The organism is Thalassospira lucentensis MCCC 1A00383 = DSM 14000, assembly GCF_000421265.1.
Taxonomy (GTDB): Bacteria; Pseudomonadota; Alphaproteobacteria; order Rhodospirillales; family Thalassospiraceae; genus Thalassospira; species Thalassospira lucentensis.
Genome location: NZ_ATWN01000002.1, coordinates 264,006 through 289,387 on the forward strand (window position 1 = coordinate 264,006; position 25,382 = coordinate 289,387).

24 protein-coding genes are annotated in these 25,382 nt (G+C 51.8%); 15 read left to right on the forward strand and 9 right to left on the reverse strand.

Annotation, left to right across the window (positions count from 1 at the left end; all coding sequences use genetic code 11):
* Positions 1–2 precede the first annotated feature (2 nt).
* From K355_RS0105330 to K355_RS0105350, 5 genes are all read left to right on the forward strand, one after another.
* Positions 3–893, forward strand: a complete 891-nt coding sequence (locus tag K355_RS0105330) for an ABC transporter permease (RefSeq protein WP_022731079.1) — start codon at positions 3–5, stop codon at positions 891–893.
* Complete coding sequence (locus K355_RS0105335; RefSeq protein WP_022731080.1) at positions 890–1,684, forward strand: ABC transporter permease; 795 nt, start codon at positions 890–892, stop codon at positions 1,682–1,684. The genes K355_RS0105330 and K355_RS0105335 overlap by 4 nt, the downstream gene beginning before the upstream one ends.
* A gap of 82 nt (positions 1,685–1,766) precedes the next feature.
* Complete coding sequence (locus tag K355_RS0105340; protein WP_022731081.1) at positions 1,767–2,807, forward strand: extracellular solute-binding protein; 1,041 nt, start codon at positions 1,767–1,769, stop codon at positions 2,805–2,807.
* A 110-nt stretch (positions 2,808–2,917) separates the two neighbouring features.
* Positions 2,918–3,853, forward strand: coding sequence for a nitrilase-related carbon-nitrogen hydrolase (locus K355_RS0105345; RefSeq protein WP_022731082.1), 936 nt, complete (start codon positions 2,918–2,920; stop codon positions 3,851–3,853).
* 115 nt (positions 3,854–3,968) lie between these two features.
* Positions 3,969–4,859 (forward strand): ketopantoate reductase family protein, encoded by an 891-nt coding sequence (locus K355_RS0105350; protein WP_022731083.1) that lies wholly within the window; start codon positions 3,969–3,971, stop codon positions 4,857–4,859.
* Between the two features lie 23 nt (positions 4,860–4,882).
* On the opposite strand, the gene K355_RS0105355 is transcribed toward K355_RS0105350, so the two are convergent.
* Positions 4,883–5,806: a DMT family transporter gene (locus K355_RS0105355; protein ID WP_022731084.1), complete on the reverse strand. Its 924-nt coding sequence runs from the start codon at positions 5,804–5,806 to the stop codon at positions 4,883–4,885.
* A 178-nt stretch (positions 5,807–5,984) separates the two neighbouring features.
* Between K355_RS0105355 and K355_RS25520 the strand changes: the two genes are divergently transcribed.
* Positions 5,985–6,383 (forward strand): hypothetical protein, encoded by a 399-nt coding sequence (locus K355_RS25520; protein ID WP_147250359.1) that lies wholly within the window; start codon positions 5,985–5,987, stop codon positions 6,381–6,383.
* A gap of 61 nt (positions 6,384–6,444) precedes the next feature.
* Here K355_RS25520 and K355_RS0105365 read toward each other — a convergent pair whose 3' ends face one another.
* On the reverse strand, positions 6,445–7,497 hold the full coding sequence (locus K355_RS0105365; RefSeq protein ID WP_022731086.1) for a helix-turn-helix domain-containing protein: 1,053 nt from the start codon (positions 7,495–7,497) through the stop codon (positions 6,445–6,447).
* A gap of 826 nt (positions 7,498–8,323) precedes the next feature.
* Here K355_RS0105365 and K355_RS0105370 point away from each other — a divergent pair.
* Positions 8,324–8,761: a hypothetical protein gene (locus K355_RS0105370; protein WP_022731087.1), complete on the forward strand. Its 438-nt coding sequence runs from the start codon at positions 8,324–8,326 to the stop codon at positions 8,759–8,761.
* A gap of 180 nt (positions 8,762–8,941) precedes the next feature.
* Here K355_RS0105370 and K355_RS0105375 read toward each other — a convergent pair whose 3' ends face one another.
* Positions 8,942–9,742 carry an AraC family transcriptional regulator gene (locus tag K355_RS0105375; protein ID WP_022731088.1) on the reverse strand — a complete coding sequence of 267 codons (801 nt, stop codon included), beginning with the start codon at positions 9,740–9,742 and terminating at the stop codon, positions 8,942–8,944.
* 156 nt (positions 9,743–9,898) lie between these two features.
* On the opposite strand from K355_RS0105375, the gene K355_RS0105380 reads away from it, so the two are divergent.
* Positions 9,899–11,170, forward strand: coding sequence for an MFS transporter (locus K355_RS0105380; RefSeq protein WP_022731089.1), 1,272 nt, complete (start codon positions 9,899–9,901; stop codon positions 11,168–11,170).
* 167 nt (positions 11,171–11,337) lie between these two features.
* Positions 11,338–13,293, forward strand: coding sequence for a bifunctional 2',3'-cyclic-nucleotide 2'-phosphodiesterase/3'-nucleotidase (locus K355_RS0105390; RefSeq protein WP_022731091.1), 1,956 nt, complete (start codon positions 11,338–11,340; stop codon positions 13,291–13,293).
* Between the two features lie 132 nt (positions 13,294–13,425).
* On the opposite strand, the gene K355_RS0105395 is transcribed toward K355_RS0105390, so the two are convergent.
* On the reverse strand, positions 13,426–13,866 hold the full coding sequence (locus K355_RS0105395) for a GcrA family cell cycle regulator (RefSeq protein ID WP_022731092.1): 441 nt from the start codon (positions 13,864–13,866) through the stop codon (positions 13,426–13,428).
* A gap of 228 nt (positions 13,867–14,094) precedes the next feature.
* Here K355_RS0105395 and K355_RS0105400 point away from each other — a divergent pair, with 228 nt between their 5' ends.
* The 3 genes from K355_RS0105400 (at position 14,095) to K355_RS0105410 (ending at position 15,918) form a co-directional block, all read left to right on the forward strand.
* Positions 14,095–14,739 (forward strand): NnrU family protein, encoded by a 645-nt coding sequence (locus K355_RS0105400; protein ID WP_483855290.1) that lies wholly within the window; start codon positions 14,095–14,097, stop codon positions 14,737–14,739.
* Between the two features lie 132 nt (positions 14,740–14,871).
* Positions 14,872–15,333 (forward strand): methylmalonyl-CoA mutase, encoded by a 462-nt coding sequence (locus tag K355_RS0105405; protein WP_028791356.1) that lies wholly within the window; start codon positions 14,872–14,874, stop codon positions 15,331–15,333.
* 105 nt (positions 15,334–15,438) lie between these two features.
* Positions 15,439–15,918, forward strand: a complete 480-nt coding sequence (locus K355_RS0105410; RefSeq protein WP_022731095.1) for a hypothetical protein — start codon at positions 15,439–15,441, stop codon at positions 15,916–15,918.
* A 43-nt stretch (positions 15,919–15,961) separates the two neighbouring features.
* Here K355_RS0105410 and K355_RS0105415 read toward each other — a convergent pair whose 3' ends face one another.
* The 4 genes from K355_RS0105415 to K355_RS0105435 all read right to left on the reverse strand — a co-directional run bounded on the left by K355_RS0105415 (position 15,962) and on the right by K355_RS0105435 (position 21,663).
* Positions 15,962–16,825 carry an NUDIX hydrolase gene (locus K355_RS0105415; RefSeq protein WP_022731096.1) on the reverse strand — a complete coding sequence of 288 codons (864 nt, stop codon included), beginning with the start codon at positions 16,823–16,825 and terminating at the stop codon, positions 15,962–15,964.
* Positions 16,826–16,973: 148 nt separating this feature from the next.
* The gene (locus K355_RS0105420; RefSeq protein ID WP_022731097.1) at positions 16,974–17,300 is read right to left on the reverse strand and encodes a hypothetical protein; all 327 of its coding nucleotides are present in this window, start codon (positions 17,298–17,300) and stop codon (positions 16,974–16,976) included.
* Between the two features lie 528 nt (positions 17,301–17,828).
* A complete protein-coding gene (locus K355_RS0105430; RefSeq protein ID WP_022731099.1) occupies positions 17,829–20,279 on the reverse strand; it encodes a bifunctional diguanylate cyclase/phosphodiesterase in 2,451 nt (816 codons plus the stop codon).
* Positions 20,280–20,634: 355 nt separating this feature from the next.
* Positions 20,635–21,663, reverse strand: coding sequence for a M23 family metallopeptidase (locus K355_RS0105435; RefSeq protein WP_022731100.1), 1,029 nt, complete (start codon positions 21,661–21,663; stop codon positions 20,635–20,637).
* 230 nt (positions 21,664–21,893) lie between these two features.
* On the opposite strand from K355_RS0105435, the gene K355_RS0105440 reads away from it, so the two are divergent.
* Positions 21,894–22,685 carry a sterol desaturase family protein gene (locus tag K355_RS0105440; RefSeq protein ID WP_022731101.1) on the forward strand — a complete coding sequence of 264 codons (792 nt, stop codon included), beginning with the start codon at positions 21,894–21,896 and terminating at the stop codon, positions 22,683–22,685.
* A gap of 31 nt (positions 22,686–22,716) precedes the next feature.
* Here K355_RS0105440 and K355_RS0105445 read toward each other — a convergent pair whose 3' ends face one another.
* Complete coding sequence (locus tag K355_RS0105445; RefSeq protein ID WP_022731102.1) at positions 22,717–23,508, reverse strand: class I SAM-dependent methyltransferase; 792 nt, start codon at positions 23,506–23,508, stop codon at positions 22,717–22,719.
* Between the two features lie 264 nt (positions 23,509–23,772).
* On the opposite strand from K355_RS0105445, the gene K355_RS0105450 reads away from it, so the two are divergent.
* Positions 23,773–24,210: a MaoC family dehydratase gene (locus K355_RS0105450; RefSeq protein ID WP_022731103.1), complete on the forward strand. Its 438-nt coding sequence runs from the start codon at positions 23,773–23,775 to the stop codon at positions 24,208–24,210.
* Positions 24,211–24,386: 176 nt separating this feature from the next.
* On the forward strand, positions 24,387–25,343 hold the full coding sequence (locus tag K355_RS0105455) for a bifunctional riboflavin kinase/FAD synthetase (protein WP_022731104.1): 957 nt from the start codon (positions 24,387–24,389) through the stop codon (positions 25,341–25,343).
* The last annotated feature ends 39 nt before the right edge of the window (positions 25,344–25,382 follow it).

Below are 25,382 nucleotides of genomic sequence, written 5' to 3' on the forward strand. Positions count from 1 at the left end.
TCATGGGTAATATGTTTCGCAGTAAACGATTTTGGCTGATCGCACCGGCTGTCGTTTATATCGCTTTCTTTATGGCCCTTCCGTTGATGCAGATGGCCTATGTCTCGGTCCTGGAGCGCGGCGATTACGGCGGGGTCAATTGGGGGGCGTTCTCGGTTGACGCCTATGTCAATTTCCTCTTTGAACGTGACCTTATGGATAATCTGGTGCTGAACACCGATTATATCCAAATCTTTGTCCGTTCCTTTGGTCTGTCGGCCATGACCATGGTCTTTGCGCTGTTGCTTGGTTTTCCAACGGCATTTTACATTTCCATGCAGTCGCAGGGGCGGCGCAATTTTCTGATCTTTCTGGTGACGATCCCGTTCTGGACCAACATTCTGGTTCGGAACTATGCGTGGATGCTGTTGCTGCGCAATGGCGGTCTGATTGATGGAGTTCTGAACTGGGCCGGGATTGAAACCGGCGGGCTTGATATCCTCTATACGCCCTATGCCGTCTCCATCGGCCTGACCTATACCTATTTGCCGTTCATGGTCTTGCCAATTTATGCCAGCCTTGAAAAGCTTGATCACAGGTTGGTTGAGGCCGCATTTGATCTTGGTGCCGATAAACGACGTGCCATGAAACGTGTGATTTTGCCGCTTGCTGCACCGGGCATTGCGGCGGGTTGTATCCTTGTTTTCATTCCGTGCCTTGGTGCCTATGTCACGCCGGAACTTCTGGGCGGGGGCAAGTTCATGATGATTGCCAACCTGATTGGCAGTCAGTTTGGCGCGGCGCGTAACTGGCCGTTTGGCGCTGGGCTAGGCTTTGTCTTGCTGGCGCTGGTTTTGATTTCCATGTTGGCCTATTCGCTGAAATTCAAATCATTGCCGGAGGAAAAGATATGAAGGTCGATGCCTCCAACCCGCTATGGCGTTTTCGCGGGATCACGTCGACGGCAATGCTATTCTTTGCCTATTTGTACCTGCCAATTGTGATCCTGATTGCGCTGTCCTTTAACGAAAACAGACTGGCCACCATCTGGACGGGCTTTACCACTGATTGGTATGTTGTGGCATTGTCTAATGATGACATGTTACGTGCCGCACAAAACTCGCTGGTCGTGGCGGTTTCCGCAACTGTCATTGCCACAATTGCCGCAACTCTTGCTGCAATGGGGATGTCACGCGGACGGTTTCGCGGGGAAACCGGTGTATCGGCCATGTTGGCTTTGCCGTTGCTGGTCCCCGAAGTTGTCACCGCGATTGCAACCTTGCTGTTCTTTGTTGCCATCGGGATCAAGCTTGGCCTTTTGACCATCATTATTGCCCATACGGTATTTTGCATCCCGTTTGCCTATTTGCCGATCAGAGCCCGGCTTGAGGGCATGGACCCGTCTTTGACTGAGGCCGCAAATGATCTTTATGCCAATGAATGGAAGGCGTTCCGTCGTGTGACCTTGCCGTTGTTGTGGCCTGGTATTTTGTCTGGTGCGATGTTGTCCTTTATCATCTCGTTGGATGATTTTGTGATTTCATACTTCGTCGGCGGGGCGGGGGCGACCACGCTTCCGATCTATATCTTTGGCATGATCCGCATTGGCATTACGCCAGAGGTCAACGCCATTTCGGCGATGATGTTGCTGGTGTCGATAATCTTTGTCAGCGTGTCATTCCTGATAGATCGCATTCGCTACTAACACTTACTTTTCAGGTGTTCGGTTTCTGGGCGGGCCGAACGCATAAAACAATAAATGACCGTCCATAACAGGGAGACTTACGATGAAATTTCGTTCCGTAATTTTAGGAGCATCTGCCCTTGCCTTGTTGTCCGTTGGGTCGGCAAAAGCAGATGGTGAACTGTTCTTCTATAACTGGTCGAACTATTTTCCACCGGAACTGATGGAAAAGTTCGAAAAGGAAACCGGTATTAAGGTCACGCTGGATGTCTATGATTCCAACGAAACCATGCTGGCAAAGCTTCAGGCAGGCGCATCGGGTTATGACATTGCCGTTGCGTCCGACTACATGGTCGATGTGATGATCAAGGAAGGTTTGGCAACCGAGATTGATGCCAAAGACTTTGAGAATTTCAAAAATGTCGCCAAGCCACACGACACCATGAAATACGATCCTGATCGTAAATACTCCGCGACCTATCTTTGGGGGACAACCGGCTTTACCTATGACGCATCGGCAACCGATGCTGAAATGGAACGCAGCTGGAAAGAGTTCTTTGAACCACGTGAAGAATTCCGCGGCAAGATCGGCGCGCTAAATGACGAAGTCGAGATGTTTAATGCAGCATCCTACTACGCCGGTGTGGAAAAATGCACAGAAGACCCGGCTGAGGCGCAAAAAGTCCTCGACGTTCTGTTAAAGCAGAAACCTTACATCGCGGTGTATAGCTCCGAAGGTACGATTGATCGGATGTCGGCGCGTGAAGTTTCCATGCATATGCAATGGAACGGTGCCGCACACCGGACCAAGGAAACCATTCCAGAAGCCGTCTTTGTGTATCCGAAAGAAGGCCTGACATATTGGTCGGATCACTTCGTTGTTCCGACCGGGGCGCCGAACCTCGAAAATGCCAAAACCTTCCTGAACTGGATGATGAAGCCGGAAAATGCGGCTGAGGCATCTAACTATGCCGGTTATATGAATTCGATCAAAGGAAGTGGCGCGTTTATGGATCCGTCCATGAATGATGATCCTGCGGTGAATATGCCCGAAGAATATGCCGATCTTTTGATCCCGGGGCAGAACTGCTCGGTCAAGGCGCGTGATCTGCGTAACCGCGTTTGGACCAAGCTCAAAAGCTGATCATGATTGTTAAAACCTGATTGTTTCGGCCCGGTGCATGTGCTGTCGGGCCGAAACATTTTTTCATGATTTTAGCCACTATCGCCCCATTCGACAGGAAAGACCATGTCATGACGTCGCCCGCTTCTTTCCCTGATTACGTTACGATTGCTCTTTGGGCCACCAACCTTGGGAAACCGATCAACAGCATGGCCGATTGGGCCGATCATGTTGATGGACAAATGGCGAAGGCCGCCAAACAAGGGGCGAAGGTTTTTGTCATGCCTGAATATGACAGTGAACAATGGATGGCCTTTAAGCCAGAAGGTCTTCAGCCCAATCAGGAAATTTCCTGGATGGCAGATCAGGCACCTGCCGCACGTGAACATGCCGCCTGGCTGTCAAAAAAGCATGACATGCTGTTAGTCGCCGGAAGCATGCCCTGGCATCTTGATCCGGCGGACGCGGCCAAGGGGCAAACAAACAGTGCGATGATCTTTACGCCAGAAGGCGATGCAATCATTCAGGATAAACTTTCCCTAACTCCCGGTGAGCAGGAACCCGATGATTGGAACCTTACACCGGGTAAGGAATTTGGTGTTTTTAAATGGCGGGGTTTGAACGTAGCAGTTCTGATCTGCCTTGATATTGAAATGCCTGCTCTTTCGTGTTTGCTCGCCCCGCTTGATATTGATCTTCTTTTGGTGCCCTCGATGACAATGACCCCGTCGGGCTATCACCGTGTGTTTGGCTGTGCCAAAGCCCGTGCGGTTGAATTGATGACCGTGATTGGGGCATGTGGCACGACGGGGACGGCAATCAATACAACGCAGAACCCGACAAATTATTCCGGCTGTTCGGTCTTTACCCCGTGCGAGCCACAGCTTGGCCACACGGGTATTTTTGCCCAGACCGAACCAACATTTGATGATGGCGGCGATGGTGAAATGCTGATCGCCAAGGACATCCCGGTTGGCCTTGTCCGTGCGTTGCGCGGTGGCGATGCCGAAGTCTGGCCCGGTGGTTGGACGGCAAATCACGTGCAAATCAACAGTAAGACGTCATAACGACTTGAACCTTGCGGCAAAATGACAAGGATGATGTTGGTTGGGTAATCTGGCCACGGGGCAACTGTGTGCGTGACATGGACCAAGATACAAATAAGTTTGGAGCAAAAATCGCATGAAGATTGCAGTTATGGGCGCAGGTGCTGTCGGGTGTTATTACGGTGCCATGCTGGCGCGTGCCGGGCATGATGTGACCTTGATCGGACGTCCCACCCATGTTGAGGTAATGAACCGTGATGGATTGCTTCTCGACCTCGGAGCATCGCAGGAATATGTCGCCGTGACCGGTAGTACGGAGGCGTCGTCCGTCGCCGGGGCCGAACTGATTTTGTTGTGTGTAAAGTCGACGGATACGGAAGATGCGGGTCAGCAGATCAAACCGTTTATTGGCAAGGACACCATTATCCTGAGCCTGCAAAACGGTGTTGATAACGCTGAGCGCCTTGGTCAGGTTCTTGGTCAGCCGGTTATCCCTGTGGTGGTGTATGTCGCAACCAGCATGGGCGGTGCTGGCCATGTGAAACACCATGGTCGCGGTGAACTCGTCATTGGCATGTCATCGCAAAGTCAGGTGGTCGCAGATACATTGCGTCCGGCGCGCATTCCCGTCGAAATTTCCGAAAATGCCGATGGTGCATTGTGGGCCAAAATGATCCTGAATTGTGCCTATAACGCATTGTCTGCAATTACCCAGACCCCGTACGGTGAACTGGTGAAGCAGGACGGTATTTGGGATGTAATACGCAACGCGGTGGATGAATGCCTTGCGGTTGCGGCGGCCTGCGGCGTTACCATTCCGGGTGACGTTTGGGGGGCAATTGAAAAGATTGTCGAAACCATGCCCGCGCAGTTTTCATCGACCGCACAGGATTTGGCACGCGGCAAGCCAACAGAGATCGACTATCTCAATGGTTATATCGTGCGCAAAGGCTGCGAATTTGGCATTGCGACCCCGACCAACCTTGCGTTGCATTCCATAACGAAATTGCAGGAACGCAGGGCCTGACAACATGTGACGTCCGGGGTGTGTTATTCCGCCTGTTTGGCTGGTGCCGTTGTGCTGTCCGGTTTTGGAATGGGAACACCTATTCTGTCACCAAACATCACAATCGCGGCGGCAAGCACGATCAGGAAAGCCCCAACCAAGCTGACCGGTGCAGGCAGTAGGCCAAACACGGTAACATCTAGCAACAGTGCCCAGATCATCGCGGTATATTCGAACGCGGCCAGTGTCGATGCGGGGGCGCGTGCCAAGGCTTCGGTCATGAAAATATGGGCAAGTCCACCGGTCAGCCCCGCTCCGATCAGGCAGGCCAGAACTTTGAAGGATGGATCAGCCCAGCCAAACGGCAGGGTCAGCAACCCACCCAGCGAGCAGATCACAGCAAAATAAAACGCGATGGTGCCAGCTGATTCTGTGCTGGTCAGGGCCTTGATCTGAACCTTGGCAAAGGCGGTGGTGACGGCCATGGCAAGCCCAGCCCCAATGCCGAGCAGAACACCAGTATCGATCCCCGGTGTTGAAAGTGTCGGCCACAGCATCAGGAACACGCCGCCAAACCCGGCGAAGGTGGCGGTAAACACGGCAATGCCGGGCTTCTCCCGCAGCATGACCATGGCAATCGGTAAAACCAGAAGCGGTGCCAAAAAGCCAAGTGCTGTTGCAAGAGCAAGCGGTAGATAGGCCAAAGACAGGAACGAAAAGAACATCGACACGACGCCAAATGTGCTGCGTTTAAGATGCCCCATCGGGCGCGCGGTGCGAAGTCCACGCGGGAACTGGCGCCGCCACATCAAGTACATCACAATCGGGATCAGCGCGACGGAGCTTCGCCAAAACATGATTTGGCCCACCGGTGCCTCAAAGGACGCCAGCCGGACAAAAAGGCTCATAATCGCAAACAGGCCGGTTGCCCCTAACCGCAAGCCAACACCGGACCAAAATGTATTCATTCCTGCTAACCTCCGACATGCTTCCGTTATCAATACCGGAACCCGTCAGGTTTGCATGAATGACAAATTCTCATATCTGGGCTGAAGAAAATTTGCGACTTGGTCGCAGGTGCCGAGGTTTCTCGGGGTTACGGCAAATATCTGGACGCTTGGTGCATAGATATGGACAAACGGCATAGTGACATTGCCAGATTGCTTCAAAGTTGTGCTCATCAGAAAGGGTGCCGTTGCCAGATACGATGAAATGTCATCGGGCCATGGTGCAGGTCGAAAACCAGGTAGGGAAAGGCCTTTGATGATGTTAAGTGCGACGTGCTGTAGCGGCGATGATGTCATCGCGCGTAGACAGCGACCTCACCAGCGTCCAGTAGTGATTATTGAACAAAACCTTGCAAACCTTGATCAGGCGATTACGCAATACCTTGGTCTTGGGGATATTATTCTTGTGCCCAATCCGTATCATGGCCTTCATATGATAAGGATGTTCGAGGCCGAGAATATTGAAATTATGGCGGTCGTGGGCATTCATCCCGCGCGCGATATGACGCTTTGGGCGGTAACCCACAGATATCCCTGATCGTCTAACGAAAGCCTGAAAAGGACGCCCAACCGTACCACGTCGGTTGGGCGTTTTGCCATTAGGTCAGCCCGTAAAGCCAGCTTTCATAGCGTTTGTCGACAAGGTCATTGGTGTTTGTTGTTTGGCGTTCGCTAACCACAGCCCCATTGCGGACTTCGCCCGGTGTCGTGTCGTACTTTTCACGGAATGCCCGGATAAAACTGGCGTCGCTGGAAAAGCCGCACTCCAAAGCAATGTCATAGATCGAAGAACGCGCCCTTAAAGGATCGTTCAACAGCGATATTGCCTGACGTAACCGCATGTCGCGAATGTAATTGTAAACACCGCCATAAGGCGCAAAGTAATTGTACAGCTTGGACCGAGAGACTCCAAGATCATGTGCCGCCTGACGTGGGTTCAGATCCGGTGAGCCAAGATTGTCGCGAAAGTAACGGCGCATGCGGACCATGTTCATGATGCCGTTTCGCTGATGGCTTGTTTCACGGGTGAGGCCGGTTGCCGTGTTGATGCAGTTTGCGAACATCAAGGCGAATATTTTCTCGACAGTACTTGACTGTTGATGAGTGAGAGTGCGGACATTTTTGTGCAATGAGATCAATTGATCACGCAGCATTCGGACCATCGGGTCGCCTGGATCAAGAAACCGTATGCAGTGATCGTTCGGTTGATGAAGTAATTCTTCAACAAGGGGACGTGGCATGACCAGTGTTAAGGTCTGCAAATCACTTGTCTGGGCTATAAATGGTTGTGTCAGGTCATAGACAATAAGCCCATTACGTTTTATTTCCGTGCCGCCCTTGCCGGTTTCGCAATGAACCGTACCGTTGGTGTACAGGCCAACGCCATAGTGGTCCATACCGTTGCCAGCAATCTGACTATAGGCACGCTCAAAACTTTGTTGCCGCGATTTCACATCCATCAACATCAATGAGCCGAAAAGATGTGACTCAATACTTGACGTAAAGTTTTCGTCGCGAACCGTTTTATCGGCTTCGACCCCAAAAAGACAATTGATTGAGTCCTTCCAAACGCCATAGCGTTCATGTATTGGAAGGTTATCTACCGTAAAAAAAGAGCTGGAACAACCAGCTGACGCCTGTTCCGATTGCATTGTTATCTTCCCCAAATGGCCTACATGGCACGCATCAGATGATGCATTATTTAAAATGTGGATTGGGTCAGGCTTACTTGCCTATCCACTAATGTAAAATAATCTAAATTAACTATTAGTGCAAAATCACTTATGTATAGGCACATTAAAAGTGTTAATTAGAATGCTGAGAAAATGGTAATGCAACGTTGTGCGGTACAATGTCTCTCGGAATAGACCATGATGTCCGAGCCAAGGACCACGTGCTGCAGGCCGACGCTGGTTGTCAGCCCGAAGAGCCAGGGAAACAGTTTTCGTACTACTTGTGAGGGAGTCTCTTATTTTAGGTGCTTGTATTTCTTACTGTTTTTGTCTTGCGCTTTGAGGTTCGAGCCACGGGTCAGATCGAACTTCGCATACCGTATATTTATATATTCAATTAATTATATATTTTAAAATACTTTAGTATAGTAAATTCTTCAATTTCTACACCAAAGTATTGGTCCGTGTTTCTGTAACGCGCGGATGGCAAGGGTTAGCGGGCTTTTTCTGGACATTATGTAAAATGTTTTGGACGCTCTGCGCATTGGTTTCACGCAATGTGTGATATCCCCGTCTAGACAAAACTAAAATAGAATCTCGAAAGCACAATCCGCTTCGAGCGATCAGGTAGAGCCGTCATATTTCTCCGGGGGAGAAGATGAATTCATTCGAATTACACCCAGCACGCCGCAAAGGAGAGGTCTATCACACAGACCCCGGGCGGTATTTGGGTGAAAACTGCCATCTAGACCCAGGCCGTCGGCATGGGGAACCAAACCATGAGGTTTGGAAAGATCTCATTTCGATGCGTTTGACTGCAGCAGCCAAGCGCACCTTGTTTTCCGCACAAGAGGCGGAAGATTCGACCTACTTCGACAATTCCAACGCTGAAAACGCCACAGCAATGATCCGTGCGATTGGCGACAGTGTTGCGGTCCTAAAGTCCATTGTCGATATCATGCCCGCCCTTGAACGATTGATTTCAGTAAATTCTGGGCTTGAAGCCAAGCACCGAGATCCCAAAACCATTCAGCATCGAACATCGGAAAAGCTTTCGCCCAAGCGACCGCTGACAAACAACAGCGGCTGGTCATCGGATGCCATGATCGAAATGCATAATATGTGTGCTGAAAGCCGTCGAAAGCCTGCCGGGAAACCGAGGTTGAACGGTGTGTATGAACACAAAGACGACAGCACGGATAATGTGATCCCACCCGGCCCGCATTATTACAAACCGAATTAACGGCTATCCGGATGGGGCATTTTACAAAACCCAAAGTGTCCGGACCAAATAGTTGATCTTTGATCAATCATTGCGCCGCCGAAAAGACGAAGGTGACTTTGTCTGATCGGCGGTCTTTTTTGTGATCTGTGCTGCACCCGGCATCGGGTCTTCTTGTCCCTTGGGCTGGTATCAAACGGCTTATCGGAAATAGCCACCGGGTGTTTTGCCCGTTGCCTTGCGGAACATGGCAATGAAGGCCGACGTGTTTTCATATCCCAAATCAAGGGCAACTTCTGTGACCGGCCGTTCATTGGCCAGCCGTTCCAACGCATACAGCAGCCTTAACTTTTGCCGCCACTCACGAAACGGCATGCCGGTTTCACGTTGAAACAGCCGGGCAAGTGTGCGGCTTGACGCGCCACAAACCTTTGCCCAGTCATTAAGTGTGCGGTTGTCTGCAGGATCCCCTTGCAGATGTTCACATATCCTTGAAAGTCGGGGGTCTTTGGGGGCAGGCAAATACAAATTGTCCTGATCCGGGGCCTTTAGTTGATCGAGCAAAACACGGATCAGACGCCCTTCTTCGCCGTCTTCGTCATACTCAATCGGGATTTCGGTCGCCGCACGGATCAGTTCACGCAACAGCGGGCTGACGTCAAGAACCATGCATCGGTTGGGTAGGTTCACCGAAACATCGCGTCCGATATAAAGGTGGCGTGCACGGGTTAATCCGCTGCAGGTTACTGCATGATCGGTATGGGGAGGCACCCAGACAGCCCGCTGTGGTGGAACGATCCACATGCCGGCCTCTGTCAGGACGGTCATGGTTCCTTCAATGGCGTACAGTAGCTGGTTCCAGTCATGACTATGGGCGGCAACGTGATAGCCCGCAGGCATGTCACTGACCCGGACATAGACCGCACGCGGCAATTCTTTTGGCCGGGGACGGTTGTTGTGATGAATGGGGCGGCCTTCAAACGTGTTCATGATGTGGGGCATGACATTCGTCCAAATAAAACTGTCTGATTTGCGGTATATATTGGCAGATTATCGTAAGACAGACGATCTCGACAGGTTTAACTTGGTCTCATTCCAAATCAACCATTGTTGTGACAAAGGACCCGCCACCAACGCGGCCCTGTCTGGGGAGACAAAATGTCCAAACAAATCATACCAGAAGCCAGTAATCACGCCGCCCCGCTCGGTGAAGTGGCAAATGGTGATGTCGGTGGCCCGGTCTATAAGGGCTGGCGCAACCCCGAAGTTCTTTTGATTGTAATGGCTGCGGCCATGCCGCTGTCCTTTTCAACCTGGATGGCACTTTTAAATAATTTTTCGGTCGAGATGGCCGATTTTACCGGACGTGAAATCGGAATTTTGCAGTCTTTGCGGGAAATTCCCGGCTTTATGGCTTTTAGCGCGATATTTGTTCTGCTGATTTTACGTGAACAGACCTTTGCCTTGCTTTCATTGTTGGTGTTGGGGATCGGGGTGGCGATTTCGGGTTATTTCCCGACAGTGATCGGGCTGTATTGCACCACGGTCCTGATGTCGATTGGCTTCCATTACTTTGAAACCATGCAGCAGGCCTTATCCCTGCAATGGGTGAAAAAGGAACGCACTGCGATGGTGATGGGCCGGCAGCTTTCAGCCAAGTCCGTGTCGTCGCTGGTGATGTTTGGCATCGTCTGGGTGATGCTTGAAGTGTTCAATGTCGAGTATCGCTATGTCTATCTGCTGGGTGGTGCGCTGACCGTTCTTGCCGCCCTGTTTGTCTGGGGGGCTTTCCCCAAATTCTCCGATGCCCATCCGCAAACCAAAAAGCTGATCCTGCGAAAACGCTATTGGCTGTATTACGCCCTGACCTTCATGAGCGGCGCGCGGCGTCAGATATTTACTGTCTTTGCCGGTTTCCTGATGGTTGAGAAATTCGGCTATGACGCCGCGACCATCACGCTGTTGTTCCTTTTCAACCATGCGATCAACATGGTGCTGGCACCAAAAATTGGAAAACTGATTGCCAAATGGGGTGAGAGACGGGCACTTACGTTTGAATATGTCGGTTTGTTCATCGTCTTTATCTCCTATGCCTTTGTCGAGAACGACAAGATCGCCGGTGGGCTTTATGTGATTGACCATCTGTTCTTTGCGATGGCGATTGCGATCAAAACCTATTTCCAGAAGATCGCCGATCCGGCTGATATCTCATCGACTGCAGGTGTCAGCTTTACGATCAACCATATTGCTGCGGTGTTTATTCCCGCGGCCTTTGGCCTGATTTGGCTGTTGTCACCAAGTGCGGTCTTCCTTGCGGGGGCTGCGATGGCGGCTGTGTCACTGGTCCTTGCCCTTAACGTGCCGCATGACCCGGAACCGGGAAATGAAGTGGTGCGGGGGTATAAATCGGCGCAACTGCATCCGGCCTGATCAGAAGGCTTTAAACTGTCGATTGACGTGACTTTAGAAACGCCTGCGCAATGACGCAGGCGTTTCTGTTTGTGTTTGCCGCATCTTTTTCGCAAAATCTTCAAAATGTTGACCATCTGAACGGGAATAATGTTTCGTGATTAAGTACGTGAACAGGGAAAAGACACATGGCGCACATTCGTAACACAGGGGCGGTACTCGTCGGGCTGTCGCTGGCACTCGCCAGCGGTACGGCTTTGGCGGACAGTTCGGTCTCGCTTCGCATTCTGGAAACCACCGACATTCATACGCATCTGGTCAATTATGATTATTACCGTGATGGGGCGTCTGACACAGTCGGGCTGGCCAAGGTCGCGACATTGCTCAAAACCGCACGCGGCGAAGCCGAGAACATGGTCCTTGTTGATAATGGCGACCTTATTCAGGGTAACCCGCTGGGCGATTATATGGCCAAGGAACGCGGCCTGAAAAAAGGTGAAGTACACCCGGTCTATAAGGCAATGAACCTTCTGGGGTATGACGCCGCCAATATTGGCAATCATGAGTTTAACTATGGTCTCGACTTCCTTGCCACGTCACTCGCCGGTGCCGATTTCCCCTATGTCAGTGCCAATATATTTGTCGATGACGGCGATGATAATGCAGAAAACGATAAGCCGTATTTCGAGCCTTATGTCTTGCTGGACCGCGAATTCGTTGATGACAACGGTAAAACCCATAAGGCAAAAGTTGGTGTGATTGGGTTCGTTCCGCCGCAAGTCATGCAATGGGACAAGGTCAACCTCGCCGGTAAGGTGATTTCCAAAGATATCGTCGATATGGCAAAGAAATACGTGCCGGAAATGCGTGCCAAGGGGGCGGACATCGTTATTGCGGTGCCCCATTCCGGCTTTTCGACCATGGAACGCCATGGCATGGAAGAAAACGCCACCTATTACCTGTCCGAAGTTGAAGGCATTGATGCCATCCTGTTTGGCCACGCCCACACGGTGTTCCCCTCAGAAGACTTTGCCGATGTCAAAGGTGTCGATCTTGCCAAGGGCACGATTAATGGTGTTGCAGCCGTCATGCCGGGCTTTTGGGGCAGTCACCTTGGCGTGATTGACCTGCAACTGAATGTGTCAGATGACGGCACATGGAGCGTGGTCGACAGCCTGTCGGAAGCCCGCCCGATTTATCAGCGCGAAGGTCGTGAAGTTACCCCGCTTGTCGAAGCCGACCCCGATGTGGTCGCAGCAGTAAAAGAAGAACACGAAGCCACCATTGCCTATATGCGCGAAGGTGTCGGGACGACCGCTGCCCCTATCAACAGCTTCTTTGCCTTGGTGGCCGATGATCCGTCGATCCAGATCGTGACCAATGCCCAGAAATGGTATCTGGAAAAACTACTGAACGGTTCGGAATATGATGGCATTCCAATCCTGTCAGCCGGGGCCCCGTTCAAGGCCGGTGGTCGTGGCGGCCCGGATTACTTTACCGATATTGCAGAAGGCAAAATCGCGCTTAAGAACGTTGCGGACCTTTATATCTATCCCAACACAGTCCGTGCGGTACTGCTGAATGGCGATCAAGTTCGCGAATGGCTGGAAATGTCGGCCGGCCAGTTCAATCAGATTGATCCTAATAGTAGCGAAGAACAGCCGCTTATTAACCCGGATTTCCCAACGTACAATTATGACGTGATTGACGGGGTGACCTATCAGATCGATGTTACCAAACCAGTCCGCTACAACAAGGCGGGCGAGGTGGTGAATGCCGACAGTCACCGCATCGTCAATCTGGCATTTGAGGGTAAGCCGGTGAGCGCTGATCAGCAGTTTGTTGTCGCGACCAACAACTATCGCGCGGGCGGTGGTGGCAATTTCCCGGGGCTGGATGGATCGACCGTCATTGTCGAGGCACCCGATGAAAACCGCACCGTTCTGGGCAACTATATTCTATCGGAAAAGACAATTGATCCGAAAGCTGATGGTAACTGGAGCTTTGCCCCGATTGGGGATGCGTCCGAGGTGACGTTCGTCACCAGTCCAAAGGCATCATCGGCGGTCAATGCCCCTGACGACATCAGTTTTATTGGTGAAGATAAGGACGGTTTTGCCAAATATGTCCTGCAAACCAAATAATGATTGATGTCTGGCCGGACCCGCCTTGCGCGATGCTTGGTGTGTTCCGGTTCAGAATATGAAACTAAAAAAAGCCGCCCGGATGTGCCGGGCGGCTTTTTGAATTCTGGAGGTCGTTCTAAGCCGATCAGCTTATTTCTTTGCACCGGGGCGCTGTGGGCCTCTGTTCGGACCGCCCTGCTGCGAAGGCGGATTGTCTTCACGTGGGTTTTTGCCGTTCAAATAGGCCTGCGCGCAATGTTCGTCGCAATAAGGTTTGGTCGGAATGTTTTTCTTACCGCAGAAATAAAAATCATCCGTATCCGGATCACCAAACGGCCAGCGGCACATGCCCGGCCCGAGATCATAGATAGAGATGCCTTTGCTCTGCTGTTTCGGCGCAGGAGCCTTTTTCTGTTCGGCTTCTTCCGCGCGGCGCTGGATCGGGGAGGGGCGCTTGGGCAGTCCCAGGCGGTGTGCCTTGCCAACCACAGCATTCTTGCCAACGCCCAGTTCTTCACCGATGCGTGCCGTGGTCCAGCCCTGATTCCAGAGCGAAGTCAGCAATTCAATCTTTTCCGGCGTCCAGCTCATTTCGAGTATATTCCGTGTTCCGTTGTCTGCCCGACGGTATGTTACCGATGACAGATGCTTATTGTCCGATGTCAAACAGGGATACAGACGTATCTACTAATATCGCGCAACGCAAGTGTCATGGAGATTCGCACCACGACCAAGATGCGCGAACAGCGCAATTTGCATGTTGGTGCCGTAATGTAAAGGGGAGATCGTCATTTGATCTGGTTTTTCATATCTGTTGTGGTGTTCTTGGCGGGCCACATCATCCCCGGTCTGATGCGAAATCAGATCGTCGGATGGATGGGGCGACGGGCCTATGTTTTTTGCTTCTCAGTGCTTTCGCTAGTGTTGCTGATATGGGTCATTCACGAAGTTCTTGTCGCTGATTTTATACCCCTTTGGTCGTTTGCCCCATGGCAGGTCTATGTCGCGCTGTGCCTGATGTTGCCTGCATGTATTTTGTGGGCCGCGGCCATTCTTCAACCCTGTCCATTGTCGATCGGGCGAAAAAATGGTTTTGATCCAAATCGCCCCGGGATTAACGCATTTTGTCGGCATCCGTTGTTGCTTGGGGCATTCTTGTGGGGGCTTGGACATGTGCTGCCCAATGGGGATCTGGTCGCGGTAATATTCTTTGGCGGAAGTGCTGTTTTTGCTCTGGTCGGTTTTGCCAGAATGGAAAAAATCCGCATGAAAGAGATGTCAAAGGCCGAAATATCTGAGATTTTGGCCGGGACTCGGCGGTTTGCCCCGCGTGCAATACTTCATGGTGCGATTGGTCTGGGTGAAATTGGTTTGGGGGTGATGATTTATGCCTGCCTGCTCATCGCCCACCGATATGTCATTGGCATCAGTCCACTTGGGGCGCTTGGCGCATTTGGTGGCTAAGCGATCTTTGTTTTGAATGCGTCTTTCGATGCGTTCTTGACCACGGTGCTTGCAAGCCCGGCCTTTGATAAGGATACTATCTTTACCGAGCATGCATTCTGTGCCGCTGCCGGTTACGTAAAGCGAGGTACCATGACTTCTTCCCAACTCGCGACAAGCTTGGCGAAATTCGCTGAAATGGAAGGCCGTCATCCACGACTTCTGTTGGCGACAGCATCTTCGCATGAGGAACGTCATCATAAAAAGGTCGCGACCCTGTTTGCCGATGGTGGCTTTGACGTCGACGTCGCACCCGCACATTCAGATGCGCAATCCATTGCACGTCAGGTCATTGATTGTGATGCGGATATGCTCGTCCTGATCAGAACCTCGATGGCGGCTGATGACCGTGTCAGTGTCGCAGACATCATCTCGTCGCTGGATGCACTTGATGCGGAATATGTGAAATTTGGCATTGTCGGCAACCCGGATGACCCGGCGAAAAGCAATGTCGATTTCCTGTGTGATCTTGACCATCTCAAAACCACCGACTGCGAAGCTTTGATTGAATATATTTTGGCCGTTGAAGAAGGACGTGTTGCACAACATATTTAAAGTGCTGTCTAATCTTCTAATATGAAACAGGCAATGATTTCGAAACCCTTTTGGGTGCATTATAGTTGCCCCCGGAAGCGGGATGTTTAATCAAAGGACGTATTGATGGGATTGCTCAAGGAAACGCTAATGCGCGTCTTTGTAGGCAAAAGTGGCCGGGAGGCCATTAACGCCTACAACAAAGCGCAATCCCTCGAAGTCCGTGATGCGGCAGCCGCCGAACAGATGGCGACCAATGCCCGACAGGCGCGCCGTATTGAAGACCGCGCCATGGCGCATCAGGAAGACGGCATGTCGCTTGAAGAAGCCCGTGCTCTTGCTTTGGCGGAAACCTTGACCGAGCAGGCCGACGCGCCGCATGCGGCAATCCTCAAGGCATTGGACGCCGCCGACGTCAAACTGGGCAAAAAGAAAAGCAAAATGCCGACCAAAGCAGACGCGCGGCGCGAAGAACTGATCGCAGAAGCCGTGTCAGCCTTGCGCAAAAAGCAGGTTGATCTTGATAAACTTGATCCAGACCTGCGCGCTAAACTGACGGTTATGGCCGTTGGCGCATTGCTGGGCGGGCCAAACACCCGCCAGTAGTCTGCTTTCGCAGCACCCTCATTGACCCGACAGACAACAGGTTCTAGCGATTGATATCGCGATGAAGACCCGTGATCAGGTCACCGTAATCTGGTTCGTTATCTGCGGTGAGGTAGCCGTGCCGGATCAGAAAGTCGATGATGACCAGCGCACAGTTGAATTTAAAGTCAAACCCGCTACGAACAATCTCAGCCACCTCGGCAACTGGCAGAAGGTCAAATCGCTCCACCTCGCCATCGGCACATCTTGGTTCAAATGTCTCGGGCAGTTCCAAATCATAATTGACCATGACATCCGGCTTAAGGCCCTCATCAGTCTCATACAGATATGAAACCGTACCGACCGCCTGAAGGCCATCGGCAAGTGAGGACGGAATGTCGGCTTCTTCAGCGCATTCCTTGATCATATTTTCACGAAAGCCAAGTCCTGCGGGCTGTCCACCAGCCACCATATTGTCGAGCATTCCGGGGTAGGTTGGTTTGTCTTGTGACCTTTTGGCAATCCACATGTGAAGACCATCGGATTTTCGGACATAACCGTTCATATGCACACCCCAGGATCGAAACCCGAAATGGGGCATGGCAAAACGGTCCAGCTGACAGAGTGGCGCTTCTGACAGAGAGGCCCGAACGTCAAACCTTTCGCCGTGCAGGTGCCTTATATGGCCAGTGCCGCAAAGCTGAACCGTTGCTCTATGCAAGGTGTCGTTGCGTTGTGCTGGCGTCTGAATATGACGGGCAAAACCAAACTCACCATTTTCATCGCGCACGAAGTCACCGCCAAGCCCGATCAGCGCATTGGCAAAATCGGACCGGACGGCACCAAGTGGTGCATTGCCAATGCGAAAGCGCGCATAGCGTGACAGGTTGGCATTGTTGCAGGCTTTGATATGGTCAAGGTAGGACAAAGGGCACTCCGTCGGTTGGGGCGCACTGCCTTGTGATCAAGATGATCAAGACAGTGCCACGACCCGGACACCCTAGTTCATTGGCTTTGAAACATGCACCATTTTCTTTACGGCACGGCGCTGGTTTGATGCGGTGAGGCAGGCAGCCCTATGCGCTCAGCGCCGAATTTGAATACCCTTTTTCCGACGTCAGTACCGTATTTACATGCACGATTTGACGCAGGCAGCGCGCGATATGCTCGGCCACTTTGGATTCAAGCTGCTGAACCTGAATGTCGATTTGCAGTTCGTCGTAACCACTATTGGTGCTGGCAACGGTTGAATGCCAGCTGGTCGGTGTCAGGTTGCGTTTGGCAAACAGTTCCAATACGCGGGGCATGACGTCCGGTTCGGCCGCGGCGTGGACAGAATAGCAATAGACGGATTTCTTGGGCTGCGCAGTTAGATCAAGCGCAGCATAAGCATGATTGGTCATGACGATGCACACATGTTTTCATTGTATCAAATAGGCGAACAGGAACGTCCCGGCGTCCTCAGACTGCCGGGCTGATAATTCGCGTAATGATGGCAACGAAAATACGGTGATCGGTCATGAAGCTAATTTGCAGTCATTTATTTTCAGAACCGCACGGTTCAAAATTGCTAACCGGGAAAAGATGAACGCGGGAATTCGATCAAAAGATCAGTAGCGATGCGATAATGGCCACAATGGTTCCTGCAAACAGGATTTCCATCGAACGGGCAATCTGCTGTTCGCGGGCAATGGCAATAGCAACGGCTTTACGCTTGTTCATCATAGTCACTCCGTCTTCTGACAGGTAGCTTCGGGGTACCTCAGGGTACAGAACGAATATAGGCAGGCAAAAGGGCGCGATACAAGGGCTCTGACTCAAAAAACGTCAAAAAACTTTCAACCTGATGGAAAAGGTCGCTTTTTTCCTGCTGTTTTTGTCACAAATGGGGTGTTGTCCAAATCAGGCGACGACAGTTTCGGGTAAATGGTTTAACGCGCCTCGGATCCGGAGACCCGATTCGCGCGTTTCGCCAGATCGGCTGCGATATCCTGATCGTTGCTGTTCGGATGGACAACATGCCAATACTCGTTGATCGGGCGGGGGTAGCCGTATTTGTACCCTTGAACCTCATTGCAGTCGTTATCGGTCAGGAACCTTGCCTGATCATCAGTTTCAACGCCTTCTGCAATGACAGAAAGGTTAAGATCATGGCTCAGGTTTATCACCGCACGCACAATCGCAACTGCCTGATCATTGCCGATCAGTTTGGCGATAAAGGACTGATCAATTTTGATCCGGTCGACCGGGAAGTTTTGCAACGTCGCCAGCGATGAATACCCCGTCCCAAAATCGTCCATTGCGATGCGGACACCAAGTTTCTTGATCTCGGACAGGATCTTCATTGATCTGGCCGGGTTGTGAATAAGTGCTGTCTCGGTAACTTCAAGTTCAAGACGTTTCGGATCAAGACCGCTTTGTTCAACAATTCTGCGAACGATGTTTGGAAGTTCAAGGTCCTGCAATTGAACAGCCGAGAGGTTGACGCCAATGCCAAGCGGTTTTCGCCAACTGGCGGCTTCCTGACATGCCTTGCGCAGAACCCATTCGCCGACCTGATTGATCAAACCGGTTTCTTCGGCGACCGGTATAAAACGACTGGGCGGTATGTTGCCCATTTGCGGATCGTTCCAGCGCAAGAGGGCTTCAAATGCCATGATTTCATGACTGTCTGCGTGGCATTGCGGCTGGTAATGGACTTCCAGCGTATCGTTTTCCATTGCCTGACGCAGATTGGATGATAGTTGACGCTTGAAGCGGTATTCCTCGTCCATTTCCGACGAATAAAATACCGTATCATTGCCGCCCGACTGCTTGACCCGATACATGGCAAGGTCGGCATGGAACAGGATCGACTCGGCATCCTCGCCATCGGATGGATAATGCGCAATGCCAATGCTGCCAGACAGTTTTGCCCGGTGGTTGTTGTTGATAAAGATCGGGATGGCGATGCAATCAAGAATGTCTTGCGCAACCGCGCGCGCATTTGCCGATGCAAGTGCCACGTCGGGTCGGTTTTGATGATGAAGCAATATGACGAATTCATCACCGCCAACCCGTGCGATTGTAATATTGTCTGAGTTAAGCTTGCTCAGCCGTTCGCCCAGTTCACGTAGCGCATGATCGCCTGCGATGTGACCAAAGCTGTCATTGAGTTCCTTGAAATGATCAAGATCAAGACACATCACCGTCATCGGCACGCCGGTCTCGTCGGCTTCAATGATTGCTTCGGCAATACGATCGTTAAAGGTTGTACGGTTTAAAAGTTGTGTGAGTGAGTCGTGCTCTGCAAGGAACCGGATATGCTTCTCTGCGGCATGACGTTCGCGCAGGTCACGCAGGCCAAAAATCACCGTGTTGTCGGAAAAATCATCGGCCGGGATTTCACGGCGTATGACTTCAACCGGAACATCGACCTGATCGCGTGTGCGAAGGGATGTTTCAACGTAGCTGATGCTTCCACTGCGAAAATCTTGCGGCACCTCGGTCAGCCAGTGCGACAGGAATTCGCTGTCATTGACCTCGTCCTGCTTGGCATTTACCAGCCGCAAAAAGCTCTCGTTGGTTTCAATCACCCGACCATCCTGGGTCAGGACAAGTGCTTCGATGGCTGAGTCACCCAAAATACGCATCCGGTTGCTGACATGAGCACGCAGTTGGCGGTCGACCATGGCGGTGATAAAGCCGATGGCAATCAGGATTGTGACAATAACGGCCACACCAACAGACAGATATTCGCTTGATATCAACTGTGCCGGCACCCGCATTGTCGGGTCAGGCGTAATGATCAAGGCCCCCATGGCACTGAAATGCATGGTGGCAACGGCAATCGTCAGGTTGGTCTTGCCCCAAAGCATCTCGCGTGCAGTGCGCGCCGACCCGGCCAGCCAAAGTGATATCATGCCAAACACAGCACCCAACAGAATGGCTGCAATCACGATATCCATGTGCCAGCTGATCATACCCGGAACGCTCATTGCCGACATGCCGGTGAAATGCATGGCCGAAATACCAAGCCCGACGACCAAGCCGCCGACCACCCGTGACAAAACCGGATGCGGGCCACGGAACGATGCAATCGCAAAGCCAACACTGGTCGCGGCAATGGCAATCACCAGCGAAACCGCGGTTAAAACCGGATCGTAGCCAACGGGCACAATCGGATCATAGGCGAGCATCGCAATGAAATGCGTTGCCCAGATTGCACTGCCAGTCACAACACCGGTCAGGAACAGCCAGGCGATCCTTTGGCGAAGACGTCCGATACAGGCGCGTGCATACAGATTGAAGGCAGTATGAATGCCACCAAGCCCCAGTAAAACAGCAACCAACACCAGAACGATGTCGTGTTGCGTTGTAAGGCAATCATATATTCTGTACATTTACATGCCGATCAATTCGGAAATATCTTTTATTTCCAGGTGGTAAGCGAATTTACGCGCATGATTTTATTTCTGAACCCGGGTGCAAAGCAAACGTATTTGTTTTGTGAAGCCCGAAGGTTCTGCACAACTGCCGCTTCTGATTTAATATGGGGTTGTTTTTGCACTTTATCGTGCGGCAGTTCTATTTTACCCAAAGACGCTCGCAACCAAGCTCATTTTATTGCACTACGTAAGAAACGGCAAACCGGATGTAACTTTATAAAACATTCGTGTGCATTCCCGCCGCACCTTGCGGCGCGTCTTGCGACGACGGGCGTTTGTTGCCTCAATCGATAGGTCCTGACCCTACCGCCTAACGAAGTGTAATGTCGGTTACGCCAATCGTTTTCGGTGCCTGTCCCGGGCGGGTAAAGGTGACTTCGCCGTGATAGGATCCCGCAGGCCATAAGTTGCCTGGGCGATCCATATTGATAAAGAACCATTTTGCGCGTGGTCCCTGATCATTGGGCAGATCGATTGTAAAATCGCGATGCCCACCTTTGCCATTCGGACTTTGCAGGCTAAGGCGGATGACGTCGCCATTATTGGCACCAATCAGATATGCCCAAAAATACAAAGCCGGGGCTGAACGCGGTAATTCAAGCTCCTTACCGTATCCCCGTTTCAAATCCGATGCATTGGGCCGCGCCATTGAGAAACCATGACCATACAGCGTGACATCATTGTAAGTCATTTGTTGGCGCGCTGTTGACGACCAAAGAACTGCGTTTTCGGCTGTGCAGTCACTGGTCGAACTTGCGCCCATAACGGTGCCGCTGAACGGATCAACGAGTTGTTTGTCTTTGCGCAGGTTGAAATGCAGATGCGCAAAGGTTGCCTGACCGGACATGCCGATTTGGGCGATCGCTTGCCCACGACTGACCGTGTCACCGTTTTTCACCGCGACCGATCCACGGCGTAAATGGCAATATTGGCTTTGCCAGCCGTTGGCATGGTCAATCAGGATGCCATTGCCACATTCGATGCCCTCAAGGTTGTCTTTATCCAGACGACCGGAATCAATGTCCTCGACCCCTTCGCGAAGGGCTGTGACGGTGCCGTCTGCAATCGCACGTACCGCGACACCCGATAGCATGGTGGCTTCATCCGGGATGGCAAAATCTGTCCCGCGGTGGCCGTTATAGGTTGTCGTACCACACGCATAATCGCGAATTTCCGGGCCTGCATCATGATCGACATAATGCACGATCTCGCATTCGCCATTCAGGCAGTCGACGGGTAAATCAAACGGCGGACCATCTGCGTGGGCAATGCCACCAAATGACAGGGTTGCGAACACACACAGCATAAGTGTCCGAAAACGTCCTGTTGAGTTTGGCATGCAGGCCCTCCTTGGTGCTCGGTCGAGCGGATTAAATATATGGTGCATTACGAAACGCTTATTATCTAACATAATGGTGATCGCGTCGCGACCAGCAAGATATTGTTTGTACGTGTGATTATCCGCTATCAATTCAAGGTGACACAGTTGATCGATCCTTTTGGATGATCACACTGTAATGCTAGGGAACGCCAGTCAGGTTTCCAGCACAGTTTAAGGCAGTGGGACGCATGGATCAGAACGGATTGCTTCGGCTCGGCATCTTTGCCACCATATTGGCCGTCATGGCCCTGTGGGAAGCCGTTGCGCCTTATCGTCCCCGTGAAGCTGTGCGTCGGCCAGTACGGTGGCTGACCAATTTTGGTTTGTTGCTGATCAGTGCGGCCGTAACCCGCTTTACGGTCGGGGCGGCGATGATTGCGACCGCCATCTGGGCCGGGCAAAACGGCTTGGGCGTGTTTAATCTGGTCGGGGTTCCGCCCTTTCTTGCAGGACTGATCGCGATTGTGGTTCTTGATTGTGCGGTCTATTGGCAACACCGTTTGACCCATATTGTCCCGCTGTTCTGGCGGTTTCATCGGGTGCATCATTGCGATGTTGAATTTGATGTTTCAACCGCCGTACGGTTCCACCCCCTCGAAATCATTGCATCGGCAGGTTATAAATCGTTCTTCGTTTTATTGATCGGGGCCGATCCGTGGGCGGTGGTTGTCTATGAAAGCATGCTCAGTGGCTTTGCCCTGTTTAATCATGGCAATGTCCATTTTCCCGCACCATTTGATCGTGTCCTGCGGGCGCTAATTGTCACCCCTGATATGCACCGGGTTCATCATTCCAGCGTGATGACCGAAACCAACAGCAACTATGGAAATATCCTGTCAGTGTGGGATCGCCTGTTTGTCAGTTACATTGATCATACAAAGACCAATGATCATGACATGCAGATTGGTTTGGATGAATTTCGTGATACCAAAAGCCAAAGTTTGCTTGGGGTGCTGTGGCTTCCGTTCCGCCAGCCATGATATAGTATCCTCATACGTATGAGGATACTGGTCAAGATGGCACAATCCCGCGCACAGCAAGGGCCGATGCCACCAAAGACCGCCGACCATCGGCTTTGCCGCCAAGGAAAGCCCGCATCGTTGCCTGTTGCACATCATGGGCAAGTTCGGGCGACAGGTTGGCGAAAAATTCCCGGATCAGGCTGTGTGCGCCCAAAAGAGACTGCCAGTAATCATCAAAATCCAGAAAGTCCATGCGTACCGCAATGGTTGTCGTATCAACATCATGAAGTCCGGCGTCTGCCCACAGATCAAATAATGCATCCTCGTTCTGATAGGGCACATCAAAAACCTTTTTGCGCAGGTCTTCTCCGGGTCCATCGACCAGAATGGCGGCCGCATCAAGAAACAAACGGATAAAGGTCAGCCCGCCCGCGCGGTCCCATACTGTGGCGGCAATCCGGCCTTTGGCGCGGGTGACGCGGACCATTTCCCCAACTGCACCGGCCGGACCATCCAGATCGTTCAACAGCAATTGCGAAAAGGCCGTGTCAAAACTGTCATCGGCAAACGGAAGGGCCGATGCATCGCCGGTTTCAAACCGGACATTGGTCGCGGTATTGCGCAGCGCCTCGGTCAGATAATCGGTCATCAGGTCGATGCCGACGATGTTTGCCTTGGGGTAACGGGTGGCTGCAGCCAACGTCAAACTGCCCGTGCCACAGCCGACATCAATCAGGGAACCACACGATGGCGCGGCGACAAAATCAAGGAAGCTGCGCGACAAACGGCGGCTCCAGCGGCCCATGGCAATCTCATAGATATCTGCGCTGGTCGAATTCATAAGCGTGCGTTTCCTTGAAATAGGGTCAGTCTGCCACGGTGATTTTTATGAAGGCATAAAGACCTGTATCCGAATTACCAAGCCCTTGATGTGTCGTCTTTTTTATCAATTGCAATATACATCCAACAGCATGTTCGACGAAATAGGCATTGCCCAATCTTGAACTTGCGCAATAAAGTTACAAAATATTGCGATGCAAAATTAACCACAAGCGCGCAAAGCGTAAGGTCGATACCGACTGTGACAGGCAAGGAAACTGACGATATGAAAGAAATGAACGGACTGGAAGGGCTGTATCTCGAAGATCTGGAGGTGGGCCAGTCCGCGAGTTATGGCAAGACGGTAACGGAAACTGATATCGTCATGTTTGCTGGAATGTCTGGTGATACCAACCCGGTTCACCTTAATCAGGAATACGCCGAAACCACCATGTTCGAAGGGCGTATTGCGCACGGTATGCTGTCGGCCGGTTTCATTTCCACGGTGCTTGGCACCAGATTGCCCGGTCCGGGAACGATTTATCTTTCACAAAGCCTGCAATTCAAGGCACCGGTACGCATTGGCGATACGGTGACGGCCAAGGTCGAGGTCCGCGAAATCATTGCAGCCAAAAAACGCGCCATCCTTGAAACCAATTGCTATGTCGGGGATCGCTGCGTGATCGCAGGCGAAGCCGTGGTCATGGTGCCCAGCCGGGCTTAAACACACTTTCGAAATCCTCACATGGCATGGCTATAAGATGTTTCCGCCAAAGGACTGCGCGTTTTTTGGTGGAAAAGTCTTTACGCTTTGGGCCTGCGCCCTTTATAGCTGCCTGCTGGATTTGCCGATATGCTGTCGGCTGACATGGACCCAAGCAGCAAGAGAGACCAGCGCGAATGCGCGTTTTTCGATCTTTTGAAAACCTGACCGATGAGGCGCGCGGCGCTGTTGTTGCGATTGGTAATTTCGATGGTTTGCATCTGGGGCATCAATCGCTTCTTGATCAGGCGCGCGAGATTGCGCGCGACCTTGGCGTGCCGCTGGCAATCCTGACATTTGAGCCCCATCCCCGCATGCTGTTCCGTGCCGATGATCCGCCCTTTCGCCTGACATCGGCAGATGATCGCGAAACCGCAGCCAGCACGATTGATATCGATCTTTTCTATGAGGCGGAATTTAACCGCGATTTTGCCGCCATGAGCGCAGAAGAATTCATCGAACGGGTTCTGGTCAAAGGGCTTGGTGCCAAACATGTCGTGGTTGGCTGGGACTTTTGTTTTGGTAAAGGACGGGCAGGTGATGTTGATTTGCTGCGTTCCATTGGCGAAACATCCGGGTTTGGTGTGACGGCGGTTGAGGCCGTGACCCATGATAACGGGATTGTTTATTCATCAACCGCAATTCGTCAGGCCCTGCGCGATGGCCGTCCACAGGATGCCACCCATCTGTTGGGGCGTCCGTGGGAAATTGCCGGAATTGTTGCGCATGGGGATGCACGTGGCCGCACCATCGGGTTTCCGACGGCCAATGTTGCCTTGGGCAATCATTTGCGCCCCAAATTTGGTGTTTATGCCATCGAACTTGGCCTGATTTCGCAAGATAACGGTCAAACGGTTGAAAGCTGGGTGCGCGGAGTCGCAAACATCGGTGTACGTCCAAGCTTTGGTGGCGATAATGATGCCGGGCTTGAAGCACACCTGTTTGATTTCGATCAGGACATCTATGATCGCCCCGTTCGCGTGCGGTTACACGGCTTTATCCGGGGCGAAAAGAAGTTCGACGGGTTGGATGCGCTAAAGGCCCAAATCGCATCCGATGTCGTTGCTGCCAAAGAGATTCTCGGCAAGATTTGAATTTATCGACGAACCCGCTATGATCCGCGCGCCTTTTAA

What these genes read in the sequence shown, in the direction of transcription:
- K355_RS0105340 (WP_022731081.1), top strand. Translation starts at nt 1,767, where the DNA reads ATGAAATTTCGTTCCGTAATTTTAGGAGCATCTGCCCTTGCCTTGTTG.
- K355_RS0105335 (WP_022731080.1), top strand. Translation starts at nt 890, where the DNA reads ATGAAGGTCGATGCCTCCAACCCGCTATGGCGTTTTCGCGGGATCACG.
- K355_RS0105330 (WP_022731079.1), top strand. Translation starts at nt 3, where the DNA reads ATGGGTAATATGTTTCGCAGTAAACGATTTTGGCTGATCGCACCGGCT.
- K355_RS0105370 (WP_022731087.1), top strand. Translation starts at nt 8,324, where the DNA reads ATGCGTTTGACTGCAGCAGCCAAGCGCACCTTGTTTTCCGCACAAGAG.
- K355_RS0105365 (WP_022731086.1), bottom strand. Translation starts at nt 7,497, where the DNA reads ATGCAATCGGAACAGGCGTCAGCTGGTTGTTCCAGCTCTTTTTTTACG.
- K355_RS0105410 (WP_022731095.1), top strand. Translation starts at nt 15,439, where the DNA reads ATGGGATTGCTCAAGGAAACGCTAATGCGCGTCTTTGTAGGCAAAAGT.
- K355_RS0105450 (WP_022731103.1), top strand. Translation starts at nt 23,773, where the DNA reads ATGAAAGAAATGAACGGACTGGAAGGGCTGTATCTCGAAGATCTGGAG.
- K355_RS0105430 (WP_022731099.1), bottom strand. Translation starts at nt 20,279, where the DNA reads ATGTACAGAATATATGATTGCCTTACAACGCAACACGACATCGTTCTG.
- K355_RS0105395 (WP_022731092.1), bottom strand. Translation starts at nt 13,866, where the DNA reads ATGAGCTGGACGCCGGAAAAGATTGAATTGCTGACTTCGCTCTGGAAT.
- K355_RS0105390 (WP_022731091.1), top strand. Translation starts at nt 11,338, where the DNA reads ATGGCGCACATTCGTAACACAGGGGCGGTACTCGTCGGGCTGTCGCTG.
- K355_RS0105445 (WP_022731102.1), bottom strand. Translation starts at nt 23,508, where the DNA reads ATGAATTCGACCAGCGCAGATATCTATGAGATTGCCATGGGCCGCTGG.
- K355_RS0105375 (WP_022731088.1), bottom strand. Translation starts at nt 9,742, where the DNA reads ATGCCCCACATCATGAACACGTTTGAAGGCCGCCCCATTCATCACAAC.
- K355_RS0105355 (WP_022731084.1), bottom strand. Translation starts at nt 5,806, where the DNA reads ATGAATACATTTTGGTCCGGTGTTGGCTTGCGGTTAGGGGCAACCGGC.
- K355_RS0105455 (WP_022731104.1), top strand. Translation starts at nt 24,387, where the DNA reads ATGCGCGTTTTTCGATCTTTTGAAAACCTGACCGATGAGGCGCGCGGC.
- K355_RS0105380 (WP_022731089.1), top strand. Translation starts at nt 9,899, where the DNA reads ATGTCCAAACAAATCATACCAGAAGCCAGTAATCACGCCGCCCCGCTC.
- K355_RS0105350 (WP_022731083.1), top strand. Translation starts at nt 3,969, where the DNA reads ATGAAGATTGCAGTTATGGGCGCAGGTGCTGTCGGGTGTTATTACGGT.
- K355_RS0105405 (WP_028791356.1), top strand. Translation starts at nt 14,872, where the DNA reads ATGACTTCTTCCCAACTCGCGACAAGCTTGGCGAAATTCGCTGAAATG.
- K355_RS0105345 (WP_022731082.1), top strand. Translation starts at nt 2,918, where the DNA reads ATGACGTCGCCCGCTTCTTTCCCTGATTACGTTACGATTGCTCTTTGG.
- K355_RS0105435 (WP_022731100.1), bottom strand. Translation starts at nt 21,663, where the DNA reads ATGCCAAACTCAACAGGACGTTTTCGGACACTTATGCTGTGTGTGTTC.
- K355_RS0105420 (WP_022731097.1), bottom strand. Translation starts at nt 17,300, where the DNA reads ATGACCAATCATGCTTATGCTGCGCTTGATCTAACTGCGCAGCCCAAG.
- K355_RS0105440 (WP_022731101.1), top strand. Translation starts at nt 21,894, where the DNA reads ATGGATCAGAACGGATTGCTTCGGCTCGGCATCTTTGCCACCATATTG.